The following is a 22,173-nucleotide window of genomic DNA, read 5'->3' as shown; positions in this document are numbered from 1 at the left end:
CCGGCCGGAGGCCATCCCCGTCGGGGGTGGAGAATCCCTGTGCGGCTGCGCTCCGCTGGCGGTTCATACGAACATGTGTGGGCATGAGGCGATTCTGATGGCTGCGCTCTCAGGTCCCAGGAGCACCTCAATATCGACGAGGCAGGCTTGCCCCTCGTCGACATCCAGGGCATGGTCTTCAAAGATGGATTGCAGTCGTATCTCCGGGAGCTGCGAGTGGCGCTCGACTATTGACAGATGCGCATCCACATTTTCGCCTACGAGAGTTTCCACGTCGTGGTCGGCGTGCTCGCGGATCTCCTGCACGCTGATCGAGTCGAGATTGAACACCACCCCGTCATCGACCTCGACGGAGGCGATGTCATGAACCACTACGATGAGGTGATTGGCGGTGACGTCCGCTCCGACGGCGCTCGCGTCGCCATCCTTGGTCGGGCGCCGCACGCCATAGGTGGCCAGCAGTATCCCGCCCTTGAGCAGGAAGTCCTCGGCATGGGCGGTGCGGGCGAGCCGGTCCAGGAATGACTCCAGGGTGTGTCGGATCAGATACTCCTGCGTCGGCGCACCCGTCCCAGCCTTCGCCGCGGCGGAGCGGGCTGCGGATTGGAGGCGACGGAACACTTCATCTCCCACGCTCATGCCAGCGCCTCCAGTTCCTGAAGGGTCGGAGACTTCGCCCCAGGAAGCTGAGAGGCGATCTCGATGAGCCGGGCCGGTTTCCCGTCGCGGCGCAGCCACTCCTCAAACTACTCGCGCGCCAGATCGTACCCGACCTAGCCCCGCAGCCGGAACGCATCGGTGATCGACCACTCGGGCGAGTAGATCCCGATCGTCTGATCAGGACCCGGAATCGGGATTGCCTCCGGGCCGATCTCGAATGTTGACCGGTCGAACTGATGCCACGCGATCGCGCCCGTGCTCGTCGGCGTGCGCGAACCGCGCGGGATCGCGACATCCAGCGCTGCGGGGATCGCATCAGTCAACTCATGGTGCGCGAGCGCCGACGCCAAGCAGATCGTCGCATCCGGGCGACGAGTCGCAGCCTCGATCCAGTCCCAGTCCGCTGCTGCGGCGTCAGTCGACAGATAGATGCCACGAGCGATCCGCTCCAGCCGCCCCTCACGCGCCGTGCGATACAGTCCACTGCGCGACAGGCCCGCCTGCTCGGCCGTGCCCGGCCTCAACGTCGACATCGCCGCCACCTTCCATCCGACACAAAATGGACACAGGTAAGTGTTTCTGACGGCGAATCGTGTCATCGGGACAGAAGGCGGAAAAGAGCTCGTCAGCAATAGTGAGGTGCAGGCGGTAGGTCGAAGCTGGAAGGGGAGGGCGTCCAAACGGATGCTGAGTCCCGTGCTCCCAGGGGGGGGCGTTAATTTAGTTGGCCCGCTCCAAGCAGCACAAATTACTTCCGATCGGAGCCTGCTGAACTTGGCAGCATATAGCGGACATGCCGGGCTCCAGCTGGAGCCATCAATGCCTTGACCCACTGACTCTGCTGCTTTCAGCGTGCGTTCTTTCGGCAGTGGTGATCTTGCTCAATGCACTCATCCGAGCCGGTGTCATCGCAGTTGCGCTTCTTACGCGAGACAGAAAGCGTCGGAAGACCGCGATTCATATCCTTGGCCGTATGCCACACAGACGACAGTGCGATTGCAGGACAGGGTTCCGAGATGTCTGAACCGCTTTACGGCACTGGTTCCTCGCGTACACCTTCCCGTCTTGCTCGCCAGACCCAGCCCATCCGGCAGTACTGGACCGTCCTGACTTCGTCGCGGCTGCTCCCACCCCACGCCCGCGTTCCCCAGGGCCAGGCTGCTGCCAGCTTCACCCGACCGCTACGACGGCCAGGCCACGCAGGTCTCCCACCTGCATCAGAAACATCAGCACCTCGTGGCGCACCAAGTGCTCATCGACCCAGATCGTGGTGACACCGTCGAACCGCTGAGGGTCGTTGATCAGGACCCGCTTGCCCTCGACCAGAACAGCATCGTTGGCGGTGTTCCACGCCACGGCGAGCCCCTCGGCGATCCCGGCGACGGTGAGGTGCTGGACGACGATCCCTTCCAGCGCCCACCGCAACGCACGCCGTGACAGCCTTGCCTTCGGCTCGGCGGCCCGGTTGGTGTCTTGGCGCCATACATCCCAACAATCCGAACAGCGGTACCGCCTCACCAGCGCCTCCAGCACGGTCAGTCGCCACCCCAGCGGCTCGTACGCGAGGCGACGCACGATGGTGTCCCGCAGCACACCTTGCTGGCCGCACCGCTGACACCAGTCGTCCGGTTCGACGACCCGGCAGGCCCGCACCGCCCGGCCTGGCTCGAGCCGTTGCCCAACCACCTCCAGGCCAAGCTCGTCGACACGGCAGAAACATAGTCAGGTCGGGGCTGGCGAAGGTAGCGTAAAACGCGTCGAAGCCTTCCCGATGGGCAGCGTGAGAACTCCCATCATCGGAAGACCTCGACCCTCACGCCGGCACCGACGCGCCGCCCACATCGCACCACCGCTTACACCCTCGATTGCGATGAGCCACATCAATTGATGGTGTCGGCGTGGCCATAACCGCCAACGGCGCAGACAGAGCAACCCAGAGACCGACGCGCGTTCGAGCGCGGCATAGCCGTTCACGCCGTGTACGTCGACATCGACGACGACACCCGAGGCTGCGCCGGTCGGGATCGCGAGATTCGCGTCAGGTTGCTGCCGCCACCACGCTTCCACCCGTTCGGTGTCGGCGGTGGCGTCGTGGAAGCTGCGCTCAGGGATAGGACGCTTCTCGCCCGGCGCGCACGGGAACACCGGCACACCCAGCCGAGCCAACTCGGACGCGACCAGCGGCAACGGCACACCAGAGTCGCGCCGCGCGAAGGCCGCTGCGACCGACGCGACACGCTGCTCACGTCATGCGCCGCGCGGGCGTCGTGCACCTCGTTCATCGCCGACCTGCTTTCCACCGGAGGTCACCCCGCAGCGGAGTGACCCATAATGATCGGCTTGTTTCTGCGGTTCTCAGTCTGCGCTGGTGGGTGTTCCGAGGCCGTGTAGCAGTGTGTCGACGACGCGGGTGGCCATTTGGTCGGCTGTTGTCTCGTCGCTTGTGGTGCCGTTCATGGCGGCTTCGTGGACGAGGGCGTAGAACACTGTCAGGGCCCAGTCGAGGTCGGCGTCGCTGTTGATGATTCCTGTGGTCTGGCATTCGGTGAGCAGAGCGGTCGCGAGGTCGCGCATCCGGGTCTGTAGTTCGGAGACGATCGGATCATCGGCAGGGGCGAGTGTGCGAGCGAACTCTAGGCCGACCTTGACTTCGATGACGTTCCGCGTCGCCCGGAACAGTGCGTCCTCGGCGGGTGCCGCGCCGATCTGCGCGCCTTCCAATGCGGTCACGATGCGACCGACCGCCCACCGCGACAGAGCAATGAGCAGGTCGTTTCGGGTGGGGAACCGACGGTAGATCGTGGCCCGCGACGCTCCCGATTCCTGCGCGATCTCTTCGAGCGTGGCTGCCGGGTTCGCCCGGAGCAGACGGTCGGCGGCTTCGAGCACTTCGACCGCTTTGGCGTAGGCATCGGCCCGTAGCCGCACGCCGAAGACCTGCTGCGCACGTCTCCCGTCAATTGCTCCCATGCCCTCAATCCTACGCAGCGAACATCCCACAGACCGCCGTAAGTGAAACGTATATGTTTCACTTACGGATAGGATGGGCGCTGACGTATCGCAGGAGGCGAGGGGAACGAGGACTGATGAGCGAAGCCGGAACCGCTGAGGTCGAGGAGCCTGTGAAGGGTCGTGGAGTGCTGCTGGTCGCGGTGCTCATCGCAGTGTTCGTGGTGCCGCTATCGGTATCGGGAACCGCCGTCGCCTTGGCTGATATTGCCGCGTCGCTGGGTGAGTCGGCGGTTGGTCAGCAATGGGCGCTCAACGGGTTCAACATCACCTTCGCTGCCTCCACGCTGGCGTGGGGGTCGCTGGCTGATCGGATCGGCAGATGGGTGTCGTTCCAGCTCGGGGTGGTCGTTTTCATCGCGGGATCGGTCGTGAGTGTGCTCGCCCCGAACTACCTCATTCTCGATGCCGCCCGCATCCTCGCGGGACTCGGCGCAGGCGCAGTGTTCTCCGTCGGCTCCGCACTGCTCTCGGTCGTCTACACGGGCACGGGCCGTGCTCGCGTGTTCTCACTGCTGGGTGCGATGGCGGGCCTGGCACTCGCGTTCGGACCGACGATCTGCGGGTTCCTCACTGGAGCCCTGTCCTGGCAGGCGATCTTCGCGATCCAAGGCGGACTGCTCAGCATCTCGCTTGTGCTCATGCTCGGCACCCGTGGCCTGCTGCACGGGGAGCCACGCTCCACGGCACCGTTCGACTGGCCCGCCGCGATCCTGTTCTTCATCGCGACCGCATCCCTCGTCGCCGCACTGGTCACCGGCTCCGACACCGGGTGGGTGTCCGCGCCGGTCATTGCGCTCGTCGCCGTCACGGTGTTCGCGTTCGCCGCGCTGATGTGGTGGGAGCGCCGCACGGAGCATCCGCTGCTCGACTTCGCCCTGATCCGCCACCCCCGCTTCCTCGGGGTGACGCTCGTCGTCGCGGTCGCGAGTTTCACGTTCGCCGCGATCGTCACCTACACGCCAGCGCTCGTGCAGGCGATCTACGGCCTCACCCCAGCGGGGTCGGGCATGTTCGTGATGTTCATGACACTCCCGACCCTGGCGATGCCGCTCATCGCCGGTGCACTCGTCGTACGGAAGATCCCGGCCAGGAACGTGCTGACTGTCTCTGTGATCCTCATGGCCGCGGGTGCCGGGCTCGTCGCGGCGGGAGCCGTCGTGTCGGTGTGGCTGCTCGCGCCCGCGATGATGCTGCTCGGAGCCGGGTTCGGCATGCACGCGGGCCTGGTCGACAACGAGGGTCTCGCCGCTGCCCCGGACGAGGACGCGGGCATGGCGGCGGGATGGATCAACACCATACGAGTTGGCACCGAAGCCATCGCCGTCGCCCTGTTCGGCGCGATCTTCATCCCCGCACTCACCACCGACAGCCCGGCATCTGCGTTCAGCGCGATCACGCTCGCCAGCACCATCCTCGCCCTGCTGCTCGCGATCATTTCGATCCACGCCATGCGCCGACACTCCGAGCCGGACTAGAAACCTCGCGTCGGCCCATCGCGGCGCGGGGCGCTGCGGTGGGGTCTTTGCTCGAACGGGTCGCTGAGCTGCCGCTCCCGCTCCGCCGCCTGCCGTCACCGCAGCTCCTGCTCTTCATGGTTGGCCCCGATCAGTCGGGCGGCATCGTTGACGGCAAGGCTGCGGAGTTCGTCAGCCTCAGCGCGCAGCACGGCGGCTCGTGTCCCGGCGCTCATCGAGATCGCAGCGCGCCGACTCCTGCACGCTGCCCAAGACGCGGGAGCCGCATGGGTCGCTCGGCTCGGACAGCCGGGGCCACATCCCGAGGCGCGAGAGCGCTGGGAAGCGCACGCGGCGACGGTGGCGTTGTACCGCTGCCGCTGCGAGATCACCGGCCCGGCACCGCTGGGCGATGCCAAGGCCATCACGACCGCAGACCAAGCAGCCGAGTATCGCGCCGCGCAGTCAGCGCTGGCCCACGTCGGGCTCGGCGTTGGGAGTCATACGGAGCCCGAGAACCGCTGGTCGAGCTTGTCGAGACCTCGAATATGAATGCTCCGGCAAGGGGTTTCGACAAGCTCAACCAGCCCTAGCTACTTCGACAGCTCAACCAGCGGTGGTTGAGCTGATCAGTGCTTCCCTAGTTCGCGACGAACACGAAACTCCTGTCGAGGTCGCCCCGGTCGGCGATATCCAACAGTGCCGTCGCCATGTCGGGTGCGGTGATGCTGAACCCTCTGCGTAGCGGCTTGTCGGTGGCGATCCGGTAGCGGATCGTTCCGGAGCGGTCGCGAATGTATGGAGCACGCACTGTGGTCCATTGGGCTGCGCTTTCCCACAGCACGATGTCCATCCTCCGCATGTCGTCGTACGTTGCACCGAGGAAGCGTTGCAACAGGGGCAGCACGACCCAGAGCTTGAGTGGCGACTGGTGAGCCCAGTGGTCTGCGACCTCGGATGAGATGGTCACGATTCGTGAGACTCCGTGGCGGGCCATCCCGTTCACGAGGTTGCGGGTTCCTTCGGAGTACAGCCTCGTGGGCTGTTTCGAGGTACCTATACCTACTGTGCTGATGACCGCATTAACGCCGTCAAGCAGTGGCTCGACCGCGTCGGGGTCGAGGATGTCGGCCGCGACGGTGCGAAGCCGTGGATGCTTGATGCGTAACGCATCCGGTCGGCGGGCGATCGCTGTGACATCGTGGCCGCGTTCGAGTGCCTGCGCGACGACGTTTCGGCCGACTGTTCCGGTAGCGCCCGCGACCAGTAGTCTCACGTGCCCGACTCCAGGCCCGGTGCCGGGACGCCGCCAAGCCGCGCAGAGAACTCTGAGCCGATCTCACTGGCACGGGTGAGGAAGATCAGAAGTGCTTCCATCTGCTCAGGTGACCACGAAGCCAGGAGGGCTGTGAGCTGTTCGTTGGTCTGCGCGTAGGTCTCGGTTAGACGTTGCACACCCGTCGCGTGAATCTCGACCGAGCGCCGGTCGGTGCCCACGGGGCGCCGTTCGATCCAGCCGTCTCGTTCGAGTCTGGTCAGGATCCCGGTCATTGTCGCGACATGAGTATGGGTTCTTCGCGCCAGCGCGGTCGGAGTCTGCGGCCCCTCCTGGTCGAGACAGTCGAGGACGGCAAGGTCACTGTCTTTCAGGCCGAGTTGTGCGCTCACCACGCGGTTGCTGATCGTTAAGGCGCTGTTCAGTCGGCGCAGAGCCATGATCGCGGCTGCCGCCGTCGGCTGGTTCGCTGTGTTCACAGCTCACACGATACCCGCTTATTACGCATCTCATAGAATATGACTATCATAGTAAATGTGCAGAGGCTGACGACACACCTCGGTGTCGTGCGACCACGGCAGGGAGGAGCACCTGATGAATCGAGTCATCCAGTATCGGAGGTTCGGCGGCACTGACGTCCTGGAGATGGATTACGTGGCCGAGCAGACCCCGGAACATGATCAGGTCTGCCTTGCCGTCAAGGCGGTAGGGCTCAACCCGTTAGAAGCGAAGACATTCGCTGGTGACCGGCGGCTCAGGCTCGTCGCGTTCGTTCAGAGACTCATTCATCCGCAGCGCTGGTTCGAGCCTGCCGCATCCCGGTTTCCGCGCGGTGTCGCACGAGACTTCGCCGGCGTGATCGAGGCCCTCGGCTCAGATGTAACTGGCTTCGCGGTGGGCGATGAGGTTCTCGGAACGCTCCGAGGCGCACCCGGTGTCGACACGAGGGGAGCGCTGGCTGAGCAGCTCGTTGCGCCCGTCAGTGATGTGGTCCTCAAGCCTGCGGGCCTGAGTTTCGATATCGCCGCTTCCCTGGGAGTGGCCGCGCAGACCGCGTGTGGGGCTTTCCGTCAGATCGCGCTCACCGCATCCGACGTGCTCGTCATCAGCGCAGCATCAGGGGGAGTGGGCTCTCTCGCTGTGCAGCTCGCGGTGCAGCGTGGCGCGACGGTCATCGGCATCGCCGGTGAACGCAACGCCGACTATCTCCGCTCGCTCGGAGCGATCCCCGTCGCCCACGGCGAGGGCATCAAAGACCGCATACTCGCCGCTGCGCCACGACCGGTCACGAAGCTTCTCGACTGCTACGGCGGAGAGTACGTCAAGCTCGGCTTCGCTCTTGGGCTGCCCGGGCGTGCGATCGGCACGCTCGTTCCCTCGCCCGGCGCGATCACCCGGGGTGCCCAGTTCACCGGTTCCCGCCACGCCCAACCCGAAGACCTCCCAGAGGTGGTGGGCCTTGTGGCGAACGGCACCATCAAGGTCACACTCGCCCACGTCTACCCTTTCGCCCTCGAGTCGGTGCGCGTCGCGTACGCCGAACTAAACAGCGGTCACGTACGCGGTAAGCTCGTTGTTTCCCTTTCCTGACCGCCGTCACTGTGACCTGTCGGAGATTCACGGCAAAGTCATTGTCACGACGTGATCGGTGACGAATAGGGTCAACCCAACGTGGGGATGGAATGCGTATTGTTCAACGCGAAGTTGCGGAAGCGTGCCGTTGAGAGCTTCAACGAAGCGGTCGAGCGGTATGTCGCGTCGACTGGCAAGTTCGAGACTGCTGTAGCGGCGCTGTACAGCCTCCGCGTGGGGGCGGTGCAGCAGGTCCGGGCCGTCTTCGATCACATCAACGCCCTCGCGAACGTGCCCCGCGAGTTCAAGGTCTCGTTGGCGCGGACTACCGCGGAGATCCGCTCCTTCCAGGGCAAGCAGAGTGAGATCACGAAGGCCGAAGCGCAGGCGAAGCGGAACGCCAAGGGCTCTGCGGCAGGTGCGTCGCTTGGTGCGCTCGGTGTCGCGGTCGCGACCATGGGTCCGACTGTGGCGATGGGTGTCGCGACGACCTTTGGGGTTGCGTCCACCGGCACGGCCATCGCGAGCCTGTCCGGCGCAGCCGCGACGAGCGCGGCCCTCGCTTGGCTTGGTGGTGGCACGCTCGTGGCAGGCGGCGGAGGGATGGCGGCGGGTACCGCACTCCTCGCTTTGGCTGGGCCGGTCGGCTGGACCATCGCGGGTGGGGCGGCGCTGGTCTCGGTCGGCGTCGCGGCCGCCGCCGCTGTGAAGAACAAGAAGGCGGCAGAGGACTTGAACCAGGAGCGGCTCGAAGTTGAGGCCGCAATCCGGCGCTTCGATCAAACGAGCGCCGAGGTCGATGCGCTGCTGGAGCTGACCGTGACCCAGATGGAGCAAGTCGCCGGGTTGAGTAGCCGAATTCCCACTGCCGATTATCAGTCCTTCTCTGACGATGAGAAGCGGCTGGCGGCGGCGCTCGTGAATGCGAACCTCACGCTCGCACAGTTGATCAACAAGGAGATCGCAGTCGATGCCGCAGCGTAGCGTTGCCGACAACGCGGTGGCGCAGGGCATCGCGGCGCAGGTCAGATACCTCGAATCAACGCGACTCGCGGAGTTCGTATCGACCCTGGAACGGATTCTCGTCAGCGAGACTGACGAACTCGCTACGGTGGCATCGCGCGAGGCGCGCGCAGTGCTCCACCTCGACCTGGCACGAATCAACGCGCAGGGAATCATCGATGCCAACCGCGGTGGCTCGACAGGGGTACACGGGTTCACCGCCGAGTACGCCGAAGCAGGAGTCACAAATGCAGAGCGCGCGATCAACGGCATCCGACCTCTGACCCGCGTACTCGCCGACAATGGCCCAGCAGACCTCACCTCGTGGGGCGTCCCGGTGCAGATGAAATTCTACGCCAACCCATACAACGAGGTTCTTCAGTCGGTGCACTACCGGGACATGAAGATGATGTTCCCCCAGAACCACTTCGAGGTATTCGACCGAATCATGCGAGGCGAGACATACCTCGAAGTTGATGGCTCAGTCCTGTCCGCCAAGAAGGTCAACGCAATCCGCGACTTCATCGAGCAGGAGAGCACTGCGCGCGGAGAGCCGTACACCAACTGGATGAGGCCCTCCACGTTGGAGTACGCCGAGGTTCAACGGGATGCGATCAGCGACACGTTGGATGAGAAGACCGCCGCCATGCGTCAACGAGCGAAAGAGCAGCGACAGCAGGTCAGGGACGACTCTGATACGAAGCGGGCCAGCGCGGCTCAGCAGGCTGCGCCGTCCTGGGGCGAGGCGGCAAAGGTTGCCGGCACAGCGGCAGCAGTCCAGGGCGTGCTGTCGTTTGGGATGTACGTCTACTGCAGGCACCGTGAAGGCACCAGCATCTGGGAGTTCGGCAAGGACGATTGGCGCGCGGGAGGCATTGAGACCGCCAAGGGTGGCCTCAAGGGTGGGGTGTCGGGTCTTGCGATCTACGGACTCACACAGATCTGTCGAATGGGTGCGCCCGCGGCCGCCGCCGTCGCGTCGGGAACGATCGGGCTCGCAACCGCTACGGCAAACCGGAGGGCCGGGAAGCTCGATGACGATGAGTTCGCCGACCTCGTGTTCTTCAACGCGATCGAGGCGACGGGCGCTGCGGTAGGAGCAGGGATCGGTCAGGTTCTCATCCCTATCCCGATCCTTGGCGCGGTCGTAGGTTCTATCGCGGCAAGCATGATCGTCGGTCAGGGTAAGAACTTCCTGAGCGAGGCCGAGAACGACGCAATCAGAGCGCGCGAAGGTGAGATCCAGGCCTACGTGGACGGGCTTGATGCGGAACTCCAGGCGGAATACGTCCGTATCCTCGCGGAGCACGACTACTACCGCGACCTTCAGAGACGCTCCTTCGACATCACCGCGAATGTCGAACTCCAACTCCTAGGCTCGATTGAACTCGCTCGATCTCTTGGCGTGGCTGAGGAGCAGATTCTCCACACCATTGCTGAAGCGGATGCCTACTTCCTCGGTGTCGCCCCGTCGAAAGTGGGATCGCCGACACCGGCGGATAGTGTTCCGGAGTAGCCGGGGCGTTGGTAAGGGGTTTCCTCGCGGAGTCCACATCTACAGGCGCAGTGCGGTCGCACCACGCTGATCGCGCGTGCTGCGGCCGGGTTCTAGGAGGCAGCAGGCCTGATGTCATCCTTGCGCTTCAGATTTGAACGCGGGCGACCCAGCAGCAAGCGGCGATGGTGTAGACCCCTAGCGAGAGCACTCTGTTCGGAGTCTCGACAAGCTCGACCAGCGAAAATGAGCGCTTCCCTAGCCAACGGCGACCCGGTCTTCCAGCGGCACATGGAGGGCGCCGTCAGACTGCTGGCGTTGGCCGGGATTCGGCGGCGGCGCGCGTGGTGTCCCAGGCGCTCAGAAACTGAAGCGCGGTCTTGGACGTCTCGTCGTGGGCTGTGTACATGCTGAGTTCGAGGTCCGGGTTGCCGTTGACGCTGAGGCTCTGATGAACGAGGGTGATGTCGCCGATCAATGGGTGGCACAGGGTCTTGAAACCGCCGCATTTCTGCGCGACCTCGCGACGTTCACGCAGGCTGCGGAACACCGATGATGCTGTGGTGAGCCTGGCAATGAGGTGCTTCAGTTCTTGATCTTCAGGGTGGTCGCCTTCGGCGTAGCGCAGCACGCCGACGATCGTGCGGGCGGTTTCATCCCATTCGCGGTAAAGGCTGCGGAAGTGGCTGTCGGTGAAGATCAGCCAAGCGATGTTGCGGTTCTCTGGCTCGATGTCATCGAAGTCGCAGAGCAGGGTCCTGGCGGCGGGGTTCCAAGCGAGGATGTCGCGCCGGTGGTTGAGAAGATAAATCGGCGATTCGCTGTACTCAACGAGCTTCAGGATGTGGTCGGGGATACCGACGCGGTGCTCGACCCCTGACGTCCCCACTGTGCTGTCGGTTGAGGCCAGGCGGCGCAGGTAGTGCTCCTCGTCGGCGGTGAGCCGGAGCGCGTCGGCGATGGCTCGGATCGCTGCGACCGATGGGGCAGACCGGCCCTGCTCGATCCGCTGGTAGTGGTCTGGGCTGATGCCTGCGATGATCGCGAGTTCTTCTCGGCGGAGCCCTGGCACGCGCCGGTTCCCTCCCGTGGGCAAGCCGACATCTGCGGGGGTGAGTAGCGCGCGCCGACTGCGCAGGAACTCGCCCAACTCTCGGATGCCCATCTGCTTGCTCACCTTCCGAAGCTTACGGCGGGACCCGCGTGGGAGGGTGGGCATGGCGTGGCCAGGTATGAGATGACCCGCTGAGAGCGGGCCTTCCTCATCTGGTGGCGCAGCGGCACGGTGAAGTCATGAGTATTGACGCCGAGGGGAATGCGCTGGCCGCGTGGCGCGTGATCGTTGTCGGAGTGCTGGCGCTCACGCTTGTGTTGGGGCAGCTCTACGTCGTCCTGCCGATGCTGGACGAACTCGCACGATTCTCCGGGGCAAGCACAGCGACGCTCGCGGTCACGGCTTTCGCGCTGCCCTACGCCGCCGGATTTCTTCTGTTCGGACCGTTGAGCGACCGTTTCGGACCGCGAATGGTCATGATCGTGAGCGTGGGGGTGGTGCTCACGGGCACGCTCGTCGTCTGTTTTGCCCCCAACTGGCCGGTGTTCCTCGTCGGACGTGTCGTGCAAGGGTTCGCTGCGGCACCGTTTACCCCAGCGATCCTCGTCCTCACGCAAACACGAGTGGCGCCGGCACATCGCCTTGTGACCACCTCGGCGATCATCTCCGCAGGAATGGCGTCAGCAGTCGTCGCGCAGGTTTCGGCCCAGCTCGCGCTACCGACCATGGGGGTCACCGGAGTCTTCGGCCTGTTCGCCACCGTGATCGCCATGTGCATGGTTCTGGTGATGGTCTTGATTCCCCGTGCATCGCCGCTCTCGCCGACGCGGCGCACCAGTGCGTCCATCGCGGATGTCTACCGCACGATCCCGCGCTTGCTCAGCCAACCTCGGTTGGTCCTGCTCTTCGTGGCCGCGCTGAGCTACCTCACCGTCTTCGTCGGCCTCTACGCCGCACTCCAACTCTCTGGGCGCACCGACGACCCCGGCGAGTTGCTCGTCTTGCGGATCAGCGCGCTTCCAGCGATCGCAGCGGTACCGCTCCTTAGTCCCCTCCTCGCAAGGGTTGCGGTTCGCACTCGCTTGCTCGCCAGTATGGCCGTGGCGGGGACATCCACCCTTGTCGTGGGGCTGCTCGCGACCGCGGGGCTACTGTCCATTCCTGTCTTCGGCCTCGGGATGCTGGTGACCGCTGGAGCGATCGCCATCGCCGCGCCCGCTACCGTCACCGAAGTGATGGCCGCCGCGCCCGGAGCCGGGGGAGCTGCGAACGCCCTCTACTCAACCGCAATCTTCGGCGGAGCAAGCATGGGCGCACCACTCGCCGAGTTCGTCATCTCTCTCGTTGGAGCCGGCGACACCGGGATCGGAGCGTACGCACTGACGTCTTCGACGATGCTTGCTCTTGCCCTCACCCTTGTGTTCCTGGCGCTCAGTGGATCGAGGCCATAGGTCGCCGCACCGGACCATCGTTCTAGCTGCCCCGCGGGACGGGGGCTCAGTCGCTTTCCCTGGAAAGTGCTGAGCAATGCGTCCACCGTTGGTTGAGCTTGTCGAAACGCCTAGTGAGAGCACTCCGTGTGAGGTCTCGACAAGCTCGACCGGCGAAAAACCAGCTTGAGGTCTCGACAGGCTCGACCGGTGAAAAGCCAGCTTGAGGTCTCGACAGGCTCGACCGGTGGAAAGCCAGCTTGAGGTCTCGACAGGCTCGACCGGTGGAAAGCCAGCTTGAGGTCTCGACAGGCTCGACCGGTGGAAAGCCAGCTTGAGGTCTCGACAGGCTCGACCGGCGAAAAACCAGCGTCTCCTTAGCGTGAACGAGATGACGGGTTCCACGTTCATTCGCGCGGTCAGTGCGCCCCTCTGCGTCCGGGTGGTCTCGTGTCGGTGCCGCCGAAGGCAACAACGAGTCCCCACAGCAAGTCGGAAAGGCACGGACTGATCTTTTCGTCGGGCATGGCGGGGCGTCTGATCGCGATACTGCCGTCGGCCAGGCACACCACGTAGGCGTCGGCATCGTCGGTCATCAGCAACCAGAACGCGTCGAATGCGGTGGTCTCTTGCCATTGCGGGTGGGCTTCCGCGTCGGCCCGGAAGCTGTCCTCGAGCTGCGCGATCTCCGCCGACGAGAGAAGACGGAAGGCGCCACCCAGGCCCCACGCGTCGCCTGCCCCGGGACGCTGGCCGTCGTGCCAGGCGACCAGTGCCGCCTCGCCCAACGTGTCGCGTGCCTCCTCGGCAGACAGCCCGGGCAAGAGCGTGTCGCTCACCGCAGCGGGCAAGACAGCGTCGAGTGCCGCGAGAGCGGCGCTGGGGCCCACTCCGACACGCTCATCGCCAATCTGCGTCCAGTACCTTGCCAGGATTCCAGATTCATGAATCTGCGCGTAAGAAAGCTGCGGGTTGGTTTCGAGTGCCATGTCCCATGTTCGAAACATTCTCATGAGGCTTCCTGCCGCGCTATTGGTGGGGTCTTCGCGCAGCAGTCGCAATGCGAGTTTTCGGCAGTCCTCGAATCTGCCTTGGAGGAGATAGGCATAGAGCAATACGTCGCTGATGTAAGAGTTGCTTGGGTCGAGACGGATCGCTTCCTCGGCGCTCGGGACGAATCTCTCGGGCGGCGCGTAGGTCATGATCAAATAGTAGCTCTCTACTATCCGGGCATTGCCAAGATTGTCTGGATCGGTATGGGCGCACAGCGCCACCGCCTCCTCCATGAGTCTCCAGCCCTCATCGGCGCGTTCAGTGTGCGCCAGGATCCCTCCGTAGTGCAATTGATTGTGCCATCCTTCGGGGTCGAGTTGTCGGGCAAGGTCAGCCCAGGTCAACGCCGCTTCGTAATTGCACACGAGTGTTTCGAGTTCGCGTAGATATTGTGCGGCGTTTATAAGAAAGGTGTCGTTCTGGCCCGCGATGCCCTGAAAAATCGTGCGCGCCTCATCGTATCTCTTGCAGGCCCGCAAGTGGTTTCCCAGCAGCAACTTCATGCCGGTGTGATCCGGTTTGGACGCGAGCACCCGTGAGGCGAGCGCGGCGATCTGAGGATGCTCAGGTTGAGCCTTATAGAGCGCTAGGGCGAGATCGACATCCTGATCGAGTAGGTCGGTTTCGTCGTTCGCGCTCATCGGTAGCCATTCTTCACCCGGTAGGCCCGTAATTGCTCGAAGGTCCCGTCGTCGATGCCGTAATCGAGCACCGGCGCGATCTGATCGAACCACGATGCGGTCGACGGGGTGATGGATTCGACCACACTGACGAGGTCTTGGGTCGTCACGGGAACCACGCTTCCTGCCGCCATCGACGCTGTGAGCGCCCGCTGTAGGGCAGATCGCACCACGTGCGACAGATCGGCACCGGAGAAACCCTGGGTCGCGGCGGCGATCCGCTCTGTGCTGACCTCAGCGGCCGGCTTTCCTGCGAGTTCATTGTCGAGGATGGCCTGGCGCGCTACGCGATCAGGTGGGAGAACCAGAACCGTCTTGTCGATACGCCCAGGACGCCGGAGCGCGGGATCGATGTCCCAGGGGCGGTTCGTCGCGGCCAGAAAATACACCCCGTCGTTTGCGCTCTTGACGCCGTCAAGTTCCTCGAGCAACTGGGTAAGGATCATCCGCATCGCCTGCGACCCGCCGCCGCCCGAGGTGCGGCGGGCGCCGATGGCGTCGAACTCGTCGAAGAAGATGACGCACGGCGAGGCGGCTCGTGCGTTGCGGAACACGCCTTGTACGACCTTTTCGCTGTCCCCGAGCCATTTGCTCAGCAGGTCGGCAAGCGTGACGTGGAGGAACGATGCACCGAGGTCTCCGGCGATCGCGCGTGCGATGAACGTCTTGCCGCAGCCGGGTGGACCGTACATCAGCAGCGAGCCGCCGGGCTTCTGCCCAAAAGCCGCAGCCAGCTCGGGGTTACGCAGCGGGGCGAGAAAGGTCGAATCGAGGTGTTGCTTGACTTCGTGCAGCCCGGCAACGTCGCTCAGCGTGACGACGGGGCGTTCAGCCGGCCACAGGCTGGCATCGCGTGCAGCATCGTCGTCAACGACGGAGTCTTCGTAGAGGCTGCCGACCAGCGGTGATGATGGGGCCGGTTCCGGGGTGGCGGCTTGATCGTTGCCGCGCAGGCGCGCAGCCATGATGCGCACTCGCAGTACCTGTGCGCGGGAGGCGTCGCCACCGTTGGCTTCAAAGGTGGCGAGCTCCGCTGCAGCGCGATCGGGATCTGTTTGCAGCAGCAAGACGATGAAGTCTTCACGCAACGCGAGGTTATGGGGCTCTCTCGCGACCTCCGCTTCGATCAGGGCCAGAAAACCAGCGTCCGCCATGCGTGTTTGAGGTTGACCCCGTAACCCGGACACCGTCTTGGCGGGTTCCCTTGTCGGAGACCGCCGGAGAGGATGTCCTTGATGGGAACTTCGAAGAAGCGGAAGAGTTACACCCCGGAGTATCGGCGTGAGGCTGCGCATCTGGTGATCGACACCGGCCGCACGATCGCGGCGGTCGCGGCCGAGATCAACGTGGGTGCGCAGCTGTTGGGCCGTTGGGTCCAGGCCGAGCGGGACCGGATCGGTGCGCCGCCGGAGGCGCCGTTGGACGTGTCGGAGCGGGCCGAGCTGGAACGGCTGCGGCACGAGAACACCGAACTGCGGATGGACAACGAGTTCCTGGGAAAAGCCGCAGCCTTCTTCGCGGCGAAGAACACTCCCGGCAGGAGTGCTTCGAGGTGATCGACGCGGAGAAGGCGAACTACACGATCAGCCGGATGTGCCGGCTGATCGGGGTTGACCGGCGCCGCTACTACGAGTGGTGCAAGCGTCGTCGCGGCGGCCCGACTCGCGCCGAGCAGCGGCGGGCCGAGCTGACCGGCAAGATCGTCGAGTTCCACAAGGCTTCCGATCACACGTATGGGGCGCCGAGGATCCGCGCCGACTTGCAGGAGGCTGGGGAGACGGTGTCGCGCAAGACGGTCGCGAAGCTCATGCGGCAAGCCAAGATAGCCGGGATCAGTCCCCGGACCTGGCATCCGCCGACCACGGTGCCCGGCCCGAACCCCGACCCGGCACCGGACCTGGTCAAGCGCCACTTCGACAAGGGACACCGCGATGTCGCCTGGTTCTCCGATATCACCTACCTGTCCACTGGTGAGGGCTGGGCCTACCTGTGCGCGGTCCGTGACGGCCACACCCGCCGGGTCCTGGGCCGTGTCATCGCCGACCACCTGCGGGCCGATCTCGTCGAGGACGCGCTGCGTCAGGCCGTCGCTCTGCGCGGTGAGCTGCCCGGGAAGGTGATCTTCCACGCCGATAGGGGCTGTCAGTACACCAGCCAGCAGATCGCCGAGGTGGCCGGCCAGCTCGACCTGCTGCGCTCGATGGGACGCACCGGGGTGTGCTGGGACAACGCGGCAGCCGAGTCGTTCTGGTCGACGCTGAAGAACGAGTACTACCACCGGCACGTGTTCGCCACGATCGTCGAGGCCCGCCGCGGCGTCTATGCCTGGATCGACGGGTTCTACAACGCCCGCCGGCGCCACTCCAAGACCGGCTACCTCAGCCCACTACAGTACGAACACCACCTGGCCCGACAGACCGACCAGCCGGCCCTCCAGGCCGCCTGACCAAACAACCACCTGTCCGGATTTTGGGGTCAACCTCATGTTCCTTTCGATAACGGAGTCGACCGCCCAGCAACGCCGAGTTCCCGACTGTAGCAGCGGGCAGTTGCTTCTTGCCGTCACGGAAGAGTCTCGTTCCGGCCCGTGGAGCGATGCCCCAGCCGAGCCGATGTGTGGTCGCCTACAGGTGTCTGATGACTCCGTCATCGTCGTGAGCCGTCAAAACAAGAAAGTCGATCACGAGTTGCGTAACCCTCCTTTGCGTGTCCATTCCCCAATATGCCGGGTAACCGCCGTCGCCGAAACCCGAATCAAAAACGACCCCGACGTCGGATTTGCCCAGAGGGAACTCGCGCGCAGCGGGACGCTGATCGGCGATGAAGTCGCCGTGTAGCGCGGCTTTGTCGCGAGGGGTCATCGACGCGTAAGCGGCATAGTCGGCGACGCAGGCGCATCCGGCGTCCACGCTGAAAACATGGCCGCTGTCGGGCAGGCGTGCCGGATGCCATGAGGTCGGTCTCTCGTCGCTGAAGAGGACGCGCACCGCGGCGTTGCGGCCGAAACCGGTGACCCGCTCCACCGGGTACGCCCCTTGAGCCACGCTGCGAGCCAGCGGTCGGGCATCGCTGTTGTCGCTTCCGAAGTCCAGCACAGCCAGCACACCGCTGCTCGTGGTTAGGGTTCCGATTCGAGAGATCTCGGTACGGGTCGTCTCGCCGTGGCGGGTCACCGAGCGCTCGGTGAAGTTGAACAACTCATCCATCTGGGCCTGCGCGGCGGGCAGGGCCCCGAGCTCGGCATGGGGGGAGCACCCTCGGGTGAGCGTGTTGATCTTCTGTTTGGAGGTGAACGGTTTGGAGTCTGCCGGGTCGATTTTCACGATCTTCTCGATCTTCCAGTCGGCACCTTCCATCCGCAGTCGGTACTCGTTCAGAGTGGTGAACCGGGCGTGCTTGGTGATGACGCAGGCGGTGTTACCGCGAACCGTCGAGTTCACGACCTCTTCCATCTCGGAGCTGTGATTGGGGATCCGCCCGATCCCCGTGGGGTTGAACCCGGACGATTCGGTGCAGTGATCTTCCCTGAGCCGAGCGATCGATGCCCGCCATGATGCCCGCGCGGCCTCTTCTTCCGGACTCAAAAAGGTGGACGTTTCGAACATGGGCCAGACGATGCGCCACGCCGCCTCAAAATCGCTGCAGAACCGCAGCACCCTGGCCTGGGGGCCATTGCTCCACAGTGTGCTCATCGCGGCATGATATTTGACCGGCTCGCTGGGGCGGGATTTCCACGTCCGAAGAGGAGTCCGAGCCCCGGCGGCCCACCCACTCACGACGGTTGGGGTTATTGGCAAAAGCGCGTCGATCACTGGCGTCGCGGCACAGGCGCCGGGCACGATGTTGCCACCCGATGGGAGGAGGACGATGGAGTCCACCGCGGTTCAAGAGATGCTGCAGCATGAGCGGCGCCTGCGCGAGATCGCCCAGCTCTACTGGGGCGAACGCCGTTCCCAGTCCGAGATCGCCGCGCTGCGAACGCTGAGTCGGGCCGCCGTCTCACGGATGCTCGAAGAGGCCCGCCAGCGTGGGATCGTCCGGTTCCGGCTGACCGAGGCGCACGACAGGCGTCCTGAGTTAGAGCAGGAGCTCAGCATCCGTTGGGGCTCGGCCGGGTGGCCGGTGGAGGTCCGGGTCGCTCAGCAATTCAACCGCAACGTCGCAGAAGACGAGTACGTGATCGGACGCCTCGCCGCCCGCGCACTCGCCGGCGAACTGGCCGCTGCTGACCGGCGCACCGTCGCGGTGGCGTCCAGCCGGACGATGGCTCCGGTGTTGCCGTTCGCCGACAGCCTGCGACCGCTGCAGCGGGTGAGTGAACTGCTCGGGGTGTCCAGCCGGAGCACGTCCGCGCCGGTGGGGGAGCAGTTGGTCGCGGCGACCGGCGCCGGTTACGACGTTATCGCCACCGGAGCTAGCAGGATCACCGCGGTGTGGAAGAAGATGGTGCTGCCGACCAGCAGGCCGGCCAGCGACAGGGCCAACGCACCCCGCGTCGGGCCAACCATCTTCAGCATTCGAAGACCCAGCAGTTCCGAACCGCCCGAGTGCGAGATGATCTCGCCGACGATGCAGCCCAGGCCGACCAGTGGCAGCACGTGCGCCAGCGATGGTCCGAGTGCGGCAGCGAGCACGTGCAGCATGCCCTTGTCGCCGACCAGCGGGATTCCGAAGATGAGCCCGAGCGCCACCGCGACCGACACCATCGCGATGAAGGGGTGCACCTTGAACCGAACGATCAGCAACAGCAGTGCTGCGATGCTGATCAGGATCGAGATGATTGCGAACGCGAATTGCATGGAAACGGCTCCTTTGCCTCTTCCCGGCGGCCGGGCGCTGGACAGTCAACGGCCTCTGGTGCACGACCGACGCGAGAGTGCCCGAAATCCCGTCGAAATCGGGCAATCTGCACAGCTTCGGCGTGACTTCGGCGGTGATCGGCGCTGGGTCGTCCGGCTCGGACACGATGGGGACCGACCGGAGCGGGCAGGCTGGCTCAACGAGGAGCAGCTCGGTTCGAGGAGAGGAACAGATGGCTTTCAACGCCTACCTGCATCACGCTGCGTTCGTCGTCTCAGACCTGGACAAGACGCGAGAGTTCTACGTCGACGTGCTGGGCTTCGAAGAGATCCACCGGCCCACCGACTTTGTCTTCCACGGCGCCTACTTCCGGCTAGGCGATGCCGAGATCCATGTCGTGAAGGAGAAGACCCCCGGACGCCTCCAGGGCAATTCCCCGAACTGGGAGACCGACGAACTCCAGACCGGCCTGGTCCATCACATCGCGATCATGGTGGACGACTGGCGCCCATTGCTGGCCGCCGTCCAGGCCCGTGGAATGGATCGGGTGGGCGGGTTCCGGGTCCGCGACGACTTCGTCGAGCAGGTCTACATCGCTGACCCGGACGGCAACATCATCGAGTTGCTGCAACAGCACGACGAGGCCAGCGGACGCCGTCGCCGGCAACAGATCTACGACGAGGGCACCGCCGTGCCGGTGGCCCCCGGCTACCCGCTGATCAATCCGCGGGAGCGCTACGGCGAGCCGTGACATTGCTGGCTGAACGTCCAGGCTGAAGCAGCCGTCGTACGCATCGACGGTGCGTATCGCCGCCGAGTGCCCGCGGCAGCCTGATGTCATCGCCTTGCTGAACGAACACCGCGACGATCGGCGCGCGCTGTGACCGCCTGAAATCCGCCAGCCGGTTGTCGCGGCCGGTGAGCAGGATCTGCAGCGCGCCACGGATGTTCCGGCGCGGCGCGGAACCACGGAGTTTCGTAACCTGCGGTGAGACCGAGCCGGCGGCCATGGGTAGGGTTGCTGCCTCATCACACTCGCGACCCGCGTGACCAGCGGACGGCGAGCCGTCAGGAGGTAGCCCGATGACCATCGATTCCGAACTGCTGCGCACCGCGCCCAAGGTGTCGCTGCACGACCATCTCGACGGTGGCGTGCGCCCAGGGACCGTGCTGGAGCTGTCCGCGGCGATAGGACACCCGCTGCCGGCGTCGACTGCCGAAGCGCTGGCCGACTGGTTTCACGAGGCCGCCAGTTCGGGCTCGCTGGTGCGGTACCTGACCACCTTCGAGCACACCCTCGCGGTGATGCAGACCGCTGCGGGCCTGCACCGCATCGCCCGGGAGTACGTCGCCGATTTGGCTGCGGACGGCGTGGTGTACGGCGAGACGCGCTGGGCGCCCGAGCAGCACCTCCGCGAGGGGCTCACCGTTCAGGCGGCGGTCGACGCGGTGCGGCAGGGGTTGGCCGACGGCATGGCTGACGCCGAGGCGTCCGGTCACCAGATCACGGTGCGACAGTTGCTCACCTCGCTGCGCACCTCGTCGCCCTCGACGGCTACGGCGCAACTCACCTTGGCGAATCGGCACGCAGGCGTGGCCGGATTCGACCTGGCCGGTGCCGAGAACGGCTTTCCGCCCTCGCTGTTCCGGGACTCCTTCGAGTTGCTCGGCGAGGCCGGGGTGCCGTTCACCATTCATGCTGGCGAGGCCGCCGGCCCCGACTCGATGCGCGACGCGCTGGACTGCGGCGCGCACCGCTTGGGTCACGGCGTCCGGATCATCGACGACATCGAGATCGCAGCCGACGGGGCGGCCAGCCTCGGCGAGCTGGCCAGCACGATTCTCGACCGCGGTGTCGTGCTCGAGATGTGCCCGTCGTCGAACGTGCAGACCGCCGCGGTCGGATCGCTGGCGGAGCACCCCCTGCGGCTGCTCGACGGGCTGGGGTTTCGGGTCACCGTGAACTGCGACAACCGGCTGATGAGCCGCACCACGCTTACCCACGAGTTCGAGCTGCTCGCCAACGCCTTCGACTACACGCTGCCCGACGTGCGGCGGCTCACCCTGAACGCGGCGGCAGGGGTGTTCGCCTCGGCCGAGCAGCGTGCCGAACTGATCGAGCGGGTCGAGTCCGCGTTCGACGCACTGGGGTCGTAGGTGGGTGGTCAGTGACGGTCGAGTGGATCGGCTCCTGCACCAGTTGCCCTGGAGCACCCGGTCGTGATGCTGCCCGCATGTTCGGGCGGGATTGAGTGCCGCAGTGCTGCCCTCGAGGCGAACGCCCAGGCGCAGGAATGCAGGCTTGATGATCGCGGCGCCCGCCGCCGTTGAGGGGCTGACGCTGCTCACCATGAATCCGGACGAGTTCGGGGGTGGAGAAGCTGGTTCGGGTGGTTGCGGTTCTGCGGCTCGGCGAGGCCGAGCGGCACAGCACGTAGATACGCGACGGAGCCCGGCGAGGGTCATGCGCACCCGCGACCGTGCTCGGCTGACACGAACCACCATGCTGGTGCAGGGCCCCTGCAGCATCTGTAGAAGCAGAATCCGGGGCGGCTCAGCGCACTGAGCCGCGCCGGATTCTTGTTCCCTGTAGGGAAGCTCTGATCTCGCTGGTGGGTTGATTTGCCGTTGGTCGAGCTTGTCGAGGCCTCGGGTATGCCATTGCGGTAGGGGGTTTCGACGAGC

Annotated in this window: 19 protein-coding genes and 1 pseudogene; 8 read left to right on the top strand and 12 right to left on the bottom strand. The window is 65.0% G+C overall.

The window, feature by feature from the left end:
* Positions 1-63: 63 nt before the first annotated feature.
* The 5 genes and pseudogenes from QM721_RS07405 to QM721_RS07385 all read right to left on the bottom strand — a co-directional run bounded on the left by QM721_RS07405 (position 64) and on the right by QM721_RS07385 (position 3,549).
* A complete protein-coding gene (locus QM721_RS07405) occupies positions 64-639 on the bottom strand; it encodes a nucleotidyl transferase AbiEii/AbiGii toxin family protein (protein WP_415120519.1) in 576 nt (191 codons plus the stop codon).
* 134 nt (positions 640-773) lie between these two features.
* The gene (locus QM721_RS07400) at positions 774-1,193 is read right to left on the bottom strand and encodes a type IV toxin-antitoxin system AbiEi family antitoxin domain-containing protein (RefSeq protein WP_415120517.1); all 420 of its coding nucleotides are present in this window, start codon (positions 1,191-1,193) and stop codon (positions 774-776) included.
* A gap of 703 nt (positions 1,194-1,896) precedes the next feature.
* Positions 1,897-2,386 (bottom strand): annotated as a pseudogene (locus QM721_RS07395) (ISL3 family transposase); the annotation flags it as partial.
* Complete coding sequence (locus QM721_RS07390) at positions 2,383-2,847, bottom strand: bifunctional DNA primase/polymerase (protein ID WP_415120515.1); 465 nt, start codon at positions 2,845-2,847, stop codon at positions 2,383-2,385. The gene QM721_RS07390 and the pseudogene QM721_RS07395, both read right to left, overlap by 4 nt.
* Before the next feature lie 168 nt (positions 2,848-3,015).
* Positions 3,016-3,549, bottom strand: coding sequence for a TetR/AcrR family transcriptional regulator (locus tag QM721_RS07385; RefSeq protein WP_415120513.1), 534 nt, complete (start codon positions 3,547-3,549; stop codon positions 3,016-3,018).
* Positions 3,550-3,797: 248 nt separating this feature from the next.
* On the opposite strand from QM721_RS07385, the gene QM721_RS07380 reads away from it, so the two are divergent.
* Complete coding sequence (locus QM721_RS07380; protein ID WP_415120511.1) at positions 3,798-5,147, top strand: MFS transporter; 1,350 nt, start codon at positions 3,798-3,800, stop codon at positions 5,145-5,147.
* Positions 5,148-5,766: 619 nt separating this feature from the next.
* On the opposite strand, the gene QM721_RS07375 is transcribed toward QM721_RS07380, so the two are convergent.
* The gene (locus tag QM721_RS07375) at positions 5,767-6,402 is read right to left on the bottom strand and encodes an NAD(P)-dependent oxidoreductase (protein WP_415120509.1); all 636 of its coding nucleotides are present in this window, start codon (positions 6,400-6,402) and stop codon (positions 5,767-5,769) included.
* Entirely contained in the window at positions 6,399-6,842 is a 444-nt protein-coding gene (locus QM721_RS07370) for a MarR family winged helix-turn-helix transcriptional regulator (protein ID WP_415120507.1), read from the bottom strand. Before QM721_RS07370 ends, QM721_RS07375 begins: the two co-directional genes overlap by 4 nt.
* Before the next feature lie 154 nt (positions 6,843-6,996).
* On the opposite strand from QM721_RS07370, the gene QM721_RS07365 reads away from it, so the two are divergent.
* From QM721_RS07365 to QM721_RS07355, 3 genes are all read left to right on the top strand, one after another.
* Entirely contained in the window at positions 6,997-7,992 is a 996-nt protein-coding gene (locus QM721_RS07365; RefSeq protein ID WP_415120505.1) for an NADP-dependent oxidoreductase, read from the top strand.
* A gap of 99 nt (positions 7,993-8,091) precedes the next feature.
* Positions 8,092-8,958, top strand: a complete 867-nt coding sequence (locus QM721_RS07360; protein WP_415120503.1) for a hypothetical protein — start codon at positions 8,092-8,094, stop codon at positions 8,956-8,958.
* Entirely contained in the window at positions 8,945-10,492 is a 1,548-nt protein-coding gene (locus tag QM721_RS07355) for a hypothetical protein (protein WP_415120502.1), read from the top strand. Before QM721_RS07360 ends, QM721_RS07355 begins: the two co-directional genes overlap by 14 nt.
* A gap of 283 nt (positions 10,493-10,775) precedes the next feature.
* On the opposite strand, the gene QM721_RS07350 is transcribed toward QM721_RS07355, so the two are convergent.
* Positions 10,776-11,648 carry a helix-turn-helix domain-containing protein gene (locus QM721_RS07350; RefSeq protein ID WP_415120500.1) on the bottom strand — a complete coding sequence of 291 codons (873 nt, stop codon included), beginning with the start codon at positions 11,646-11,648 and terminating at the stop codon, positions 10,776-10,778.
* A 116-nt stretch (positions 11,649-11,764) separates the two neighbouring features.
* On the opposite strand from QM721_RS07350, the gene QM721_RS07345 reads away from it, so the two are divergent.
* On the top strand, positions 11,765-12,976 hold the full coding sequence (locus QM721_RS07345; RefSeq protein ID WP_415120498.1) for an MFS transporter: 1,212 nt from the start codon (positions 11,765-11,767) through the stop codon (positions 12,974-12,976).
* Positions 12,977-13,374: 398 nt separating this feature from the next.
* Here the strand turns inward: QM721_RS07345 and QM721_RS07340 are convergent, their stop codons facing one another.
* A complete protein-coding gene (locus tag QM721_RS07340; RefSeq protein ID WP_415120496.1) occupies positions 13,375-14,649 on the bottom strand; it encodes a tetratricopeptide repeat protein in 1,275 nt (424 codons plus the stop codon).
* Positions 14,646-15,842: an ATP-binding protein gene (locus QM721_RS07335; protein WP_415120494.1), complete on the bottom strand. Its 1,197-nt coding sequence runs from the start codon at positions 15,840-15,842 to the stop codon at positions 14,646-14,648. Before QM721_RS07335 ends, QM721_RS07340 begins: the two co-directional genes overlap by 4 nt.
* A gap of 78 nt (positions 15,843-15,920) precedes the next feature.
* On the opposite strand from QM721_RS07335, the gene QM721_RS07330 reads away from it, so the two are divergent.
* Positions 15,921-17,134, top strand: a protein-coding gene (locus QM721_RS07330) for an IS3 family transposase (RefSeq protein WP_415119878.1) whose coding sequence is annotated in 2 segments (ribosomal slippage) — positions 15,921-16,193 and positions 16,196-17,134 — 1,212 coding nt in all. Because the reading frame shifts where the segments join, the coding sequence is not laid out codon by codon here.
* Positions 17,135-17,312: 178 nt separating this feature from the next.
* Here QM721_RS07330 and QM721_RS07325 read toward each other — a convergent pair.
* A complete protein-coding gene (locus tag QM721_RS07325) occupies positions 17,313-18,380 on the bottom strand; it encodes a DUF4241 domain-containing protein (RefSeq protein WP_415120492.1) in 1,068 nt (355 codons plus the stop codon).
* Between the two features lie 699 nt (positions 18,381-19,079).
* On the bottom strand, positions 19,080-19,487 hold the full coding sequence (locus QM721_RS07320; RefSeq protein WP_415120490.1) for a hypothetical protein: 408 nt from the start codon (positions 19,485-19,487) through the stop codon (positions 19,080-19,082).
* Between the two features lie 233 nt (positions 19,488-19,720).
* Between QM721_RS07320 and QM721_RS07315 the strand changes: the two genes are divergently transcribed.
* Complete coding sequence (locus tag QM721_RS07315) at positions 19,721-20,239, top strand: VOC family protein (RefSeq protein ID WP_415120488.1); 519 nt, start codon at positions 19,721-19,723, stop codon at positions 20,237-20,239.
* A 332-nt stretch (positions 20,240-20,571) separates the two neighbouring features.
* Positions 20,572-21,645, top strand: coding sequence for an adenosine deaminase (locus tag QM721_RS07310; RefSeq protein ID WP_415120486.1), 1,074 nt, complete (start codon positions 20,572-20,574; stop codon positions 21,643-21,645).
* Positions 21,646-22,173 lie beyond the last annotated feature (528 nt).

The organism is Micropruina sp., assembly GCF_047602085.1.
Taxonomy (GTDB): Bacteria; Actinomycetota; Actinomycetes; order Propionibacteriales; family Propionibacteriaceae; genus Micropruina.
The sequence above is the reverse complement of the archived record's forward strand: the minus strand, read 5'-3'. Positions and strand labels throughout refer to the sequence as shown.

Bases quoted from the DNA above. Each gene is read 5' to 3' on its own strand.
- QM721_RS07355 (WP_415120502.1), top strand. From the start codon at position 8,945: ATGCCGCAGCGTAGCGTTGCCGACAACGCGGTGGCGCAGGGCATCGCG.
- QM721_RS07320 (WP_415120490.1), bottom strand. From the start codon at position 19,487: ATGCAATTCGCGTTCGCAATCATCTCGATCCTGATCAGCATCGCAGCA.
- QM721_RS07345 (WP_415120498.1), top strand. From the start codon at position 11,765: ATGAGTATTGACGCCGAGGGGAATGCGCTGGCCGCGTGGCGCGTGATC.
- QM721_RS07405 (WP_415120519.1), bottom strand. From the start codon at position 639: ATGAGCGTGGGAGATGAAGTGTTCCGTCGCCTCCAATCCGCAGCCCGC.
- QM721_RS07325 (WP_415120492.1), bottom strand. From the start codon at position 18,380: ATGAGCACACTGTGGAGCAATGGCCCCCAGGCCAGGGTGCTGCGGTTC.
- QM721_RS07340 (WP_415120496.1), bottom strand. From the start codon at position 14,649: ATGAGCGCGAACGACGAAACCGACCTACTCGATCAGGATGTCGATCTC.
- QM721_RS07335 (WP_415120494.1), bottom strand. From the start codon at position 15,842: ATGGCGGACGCTGGTTTTCTGGCCCTGATCGAAGCGGAGGTCGCGAGA.
- QM721_RS07365 (WP_415120505.1), top strand. From the start codon at position 6,997: ATGAATCGAGTCATCCAGTATCGGAGGTTCGGCGGCACTGACGTCCTG.
- QM721_RS07315 (WP_415120488.1), top strand. From the start codon at position 19,721: ATGGCTTTCAACGCCTACCTGCATCACGCTGCGTTCGTCGTCTCAGAC.
- QM721_RS07310 (WP_415120486.1), top strand. From the start codon at position 20,572: ATGACCATCGATTCCGAACTGCTGCGCACCGCGCCCAAGGTGTCGCTG.
- QM721_RS07370 (WP_415120507.1), bottom strand. From the start codon at position 6,842: ATGGCTCTGCGCCGACTGAACAGCGCCTTAACGATCAGCAACCGCGTG.
- QM721_RS07400 (WP_415120517.1), bottom strand. From the start codon at position 1,193: ATGTCGACGTTGAGGCCGGGCACGGCCGAGCAGGCGGGCCTGTCGCGC.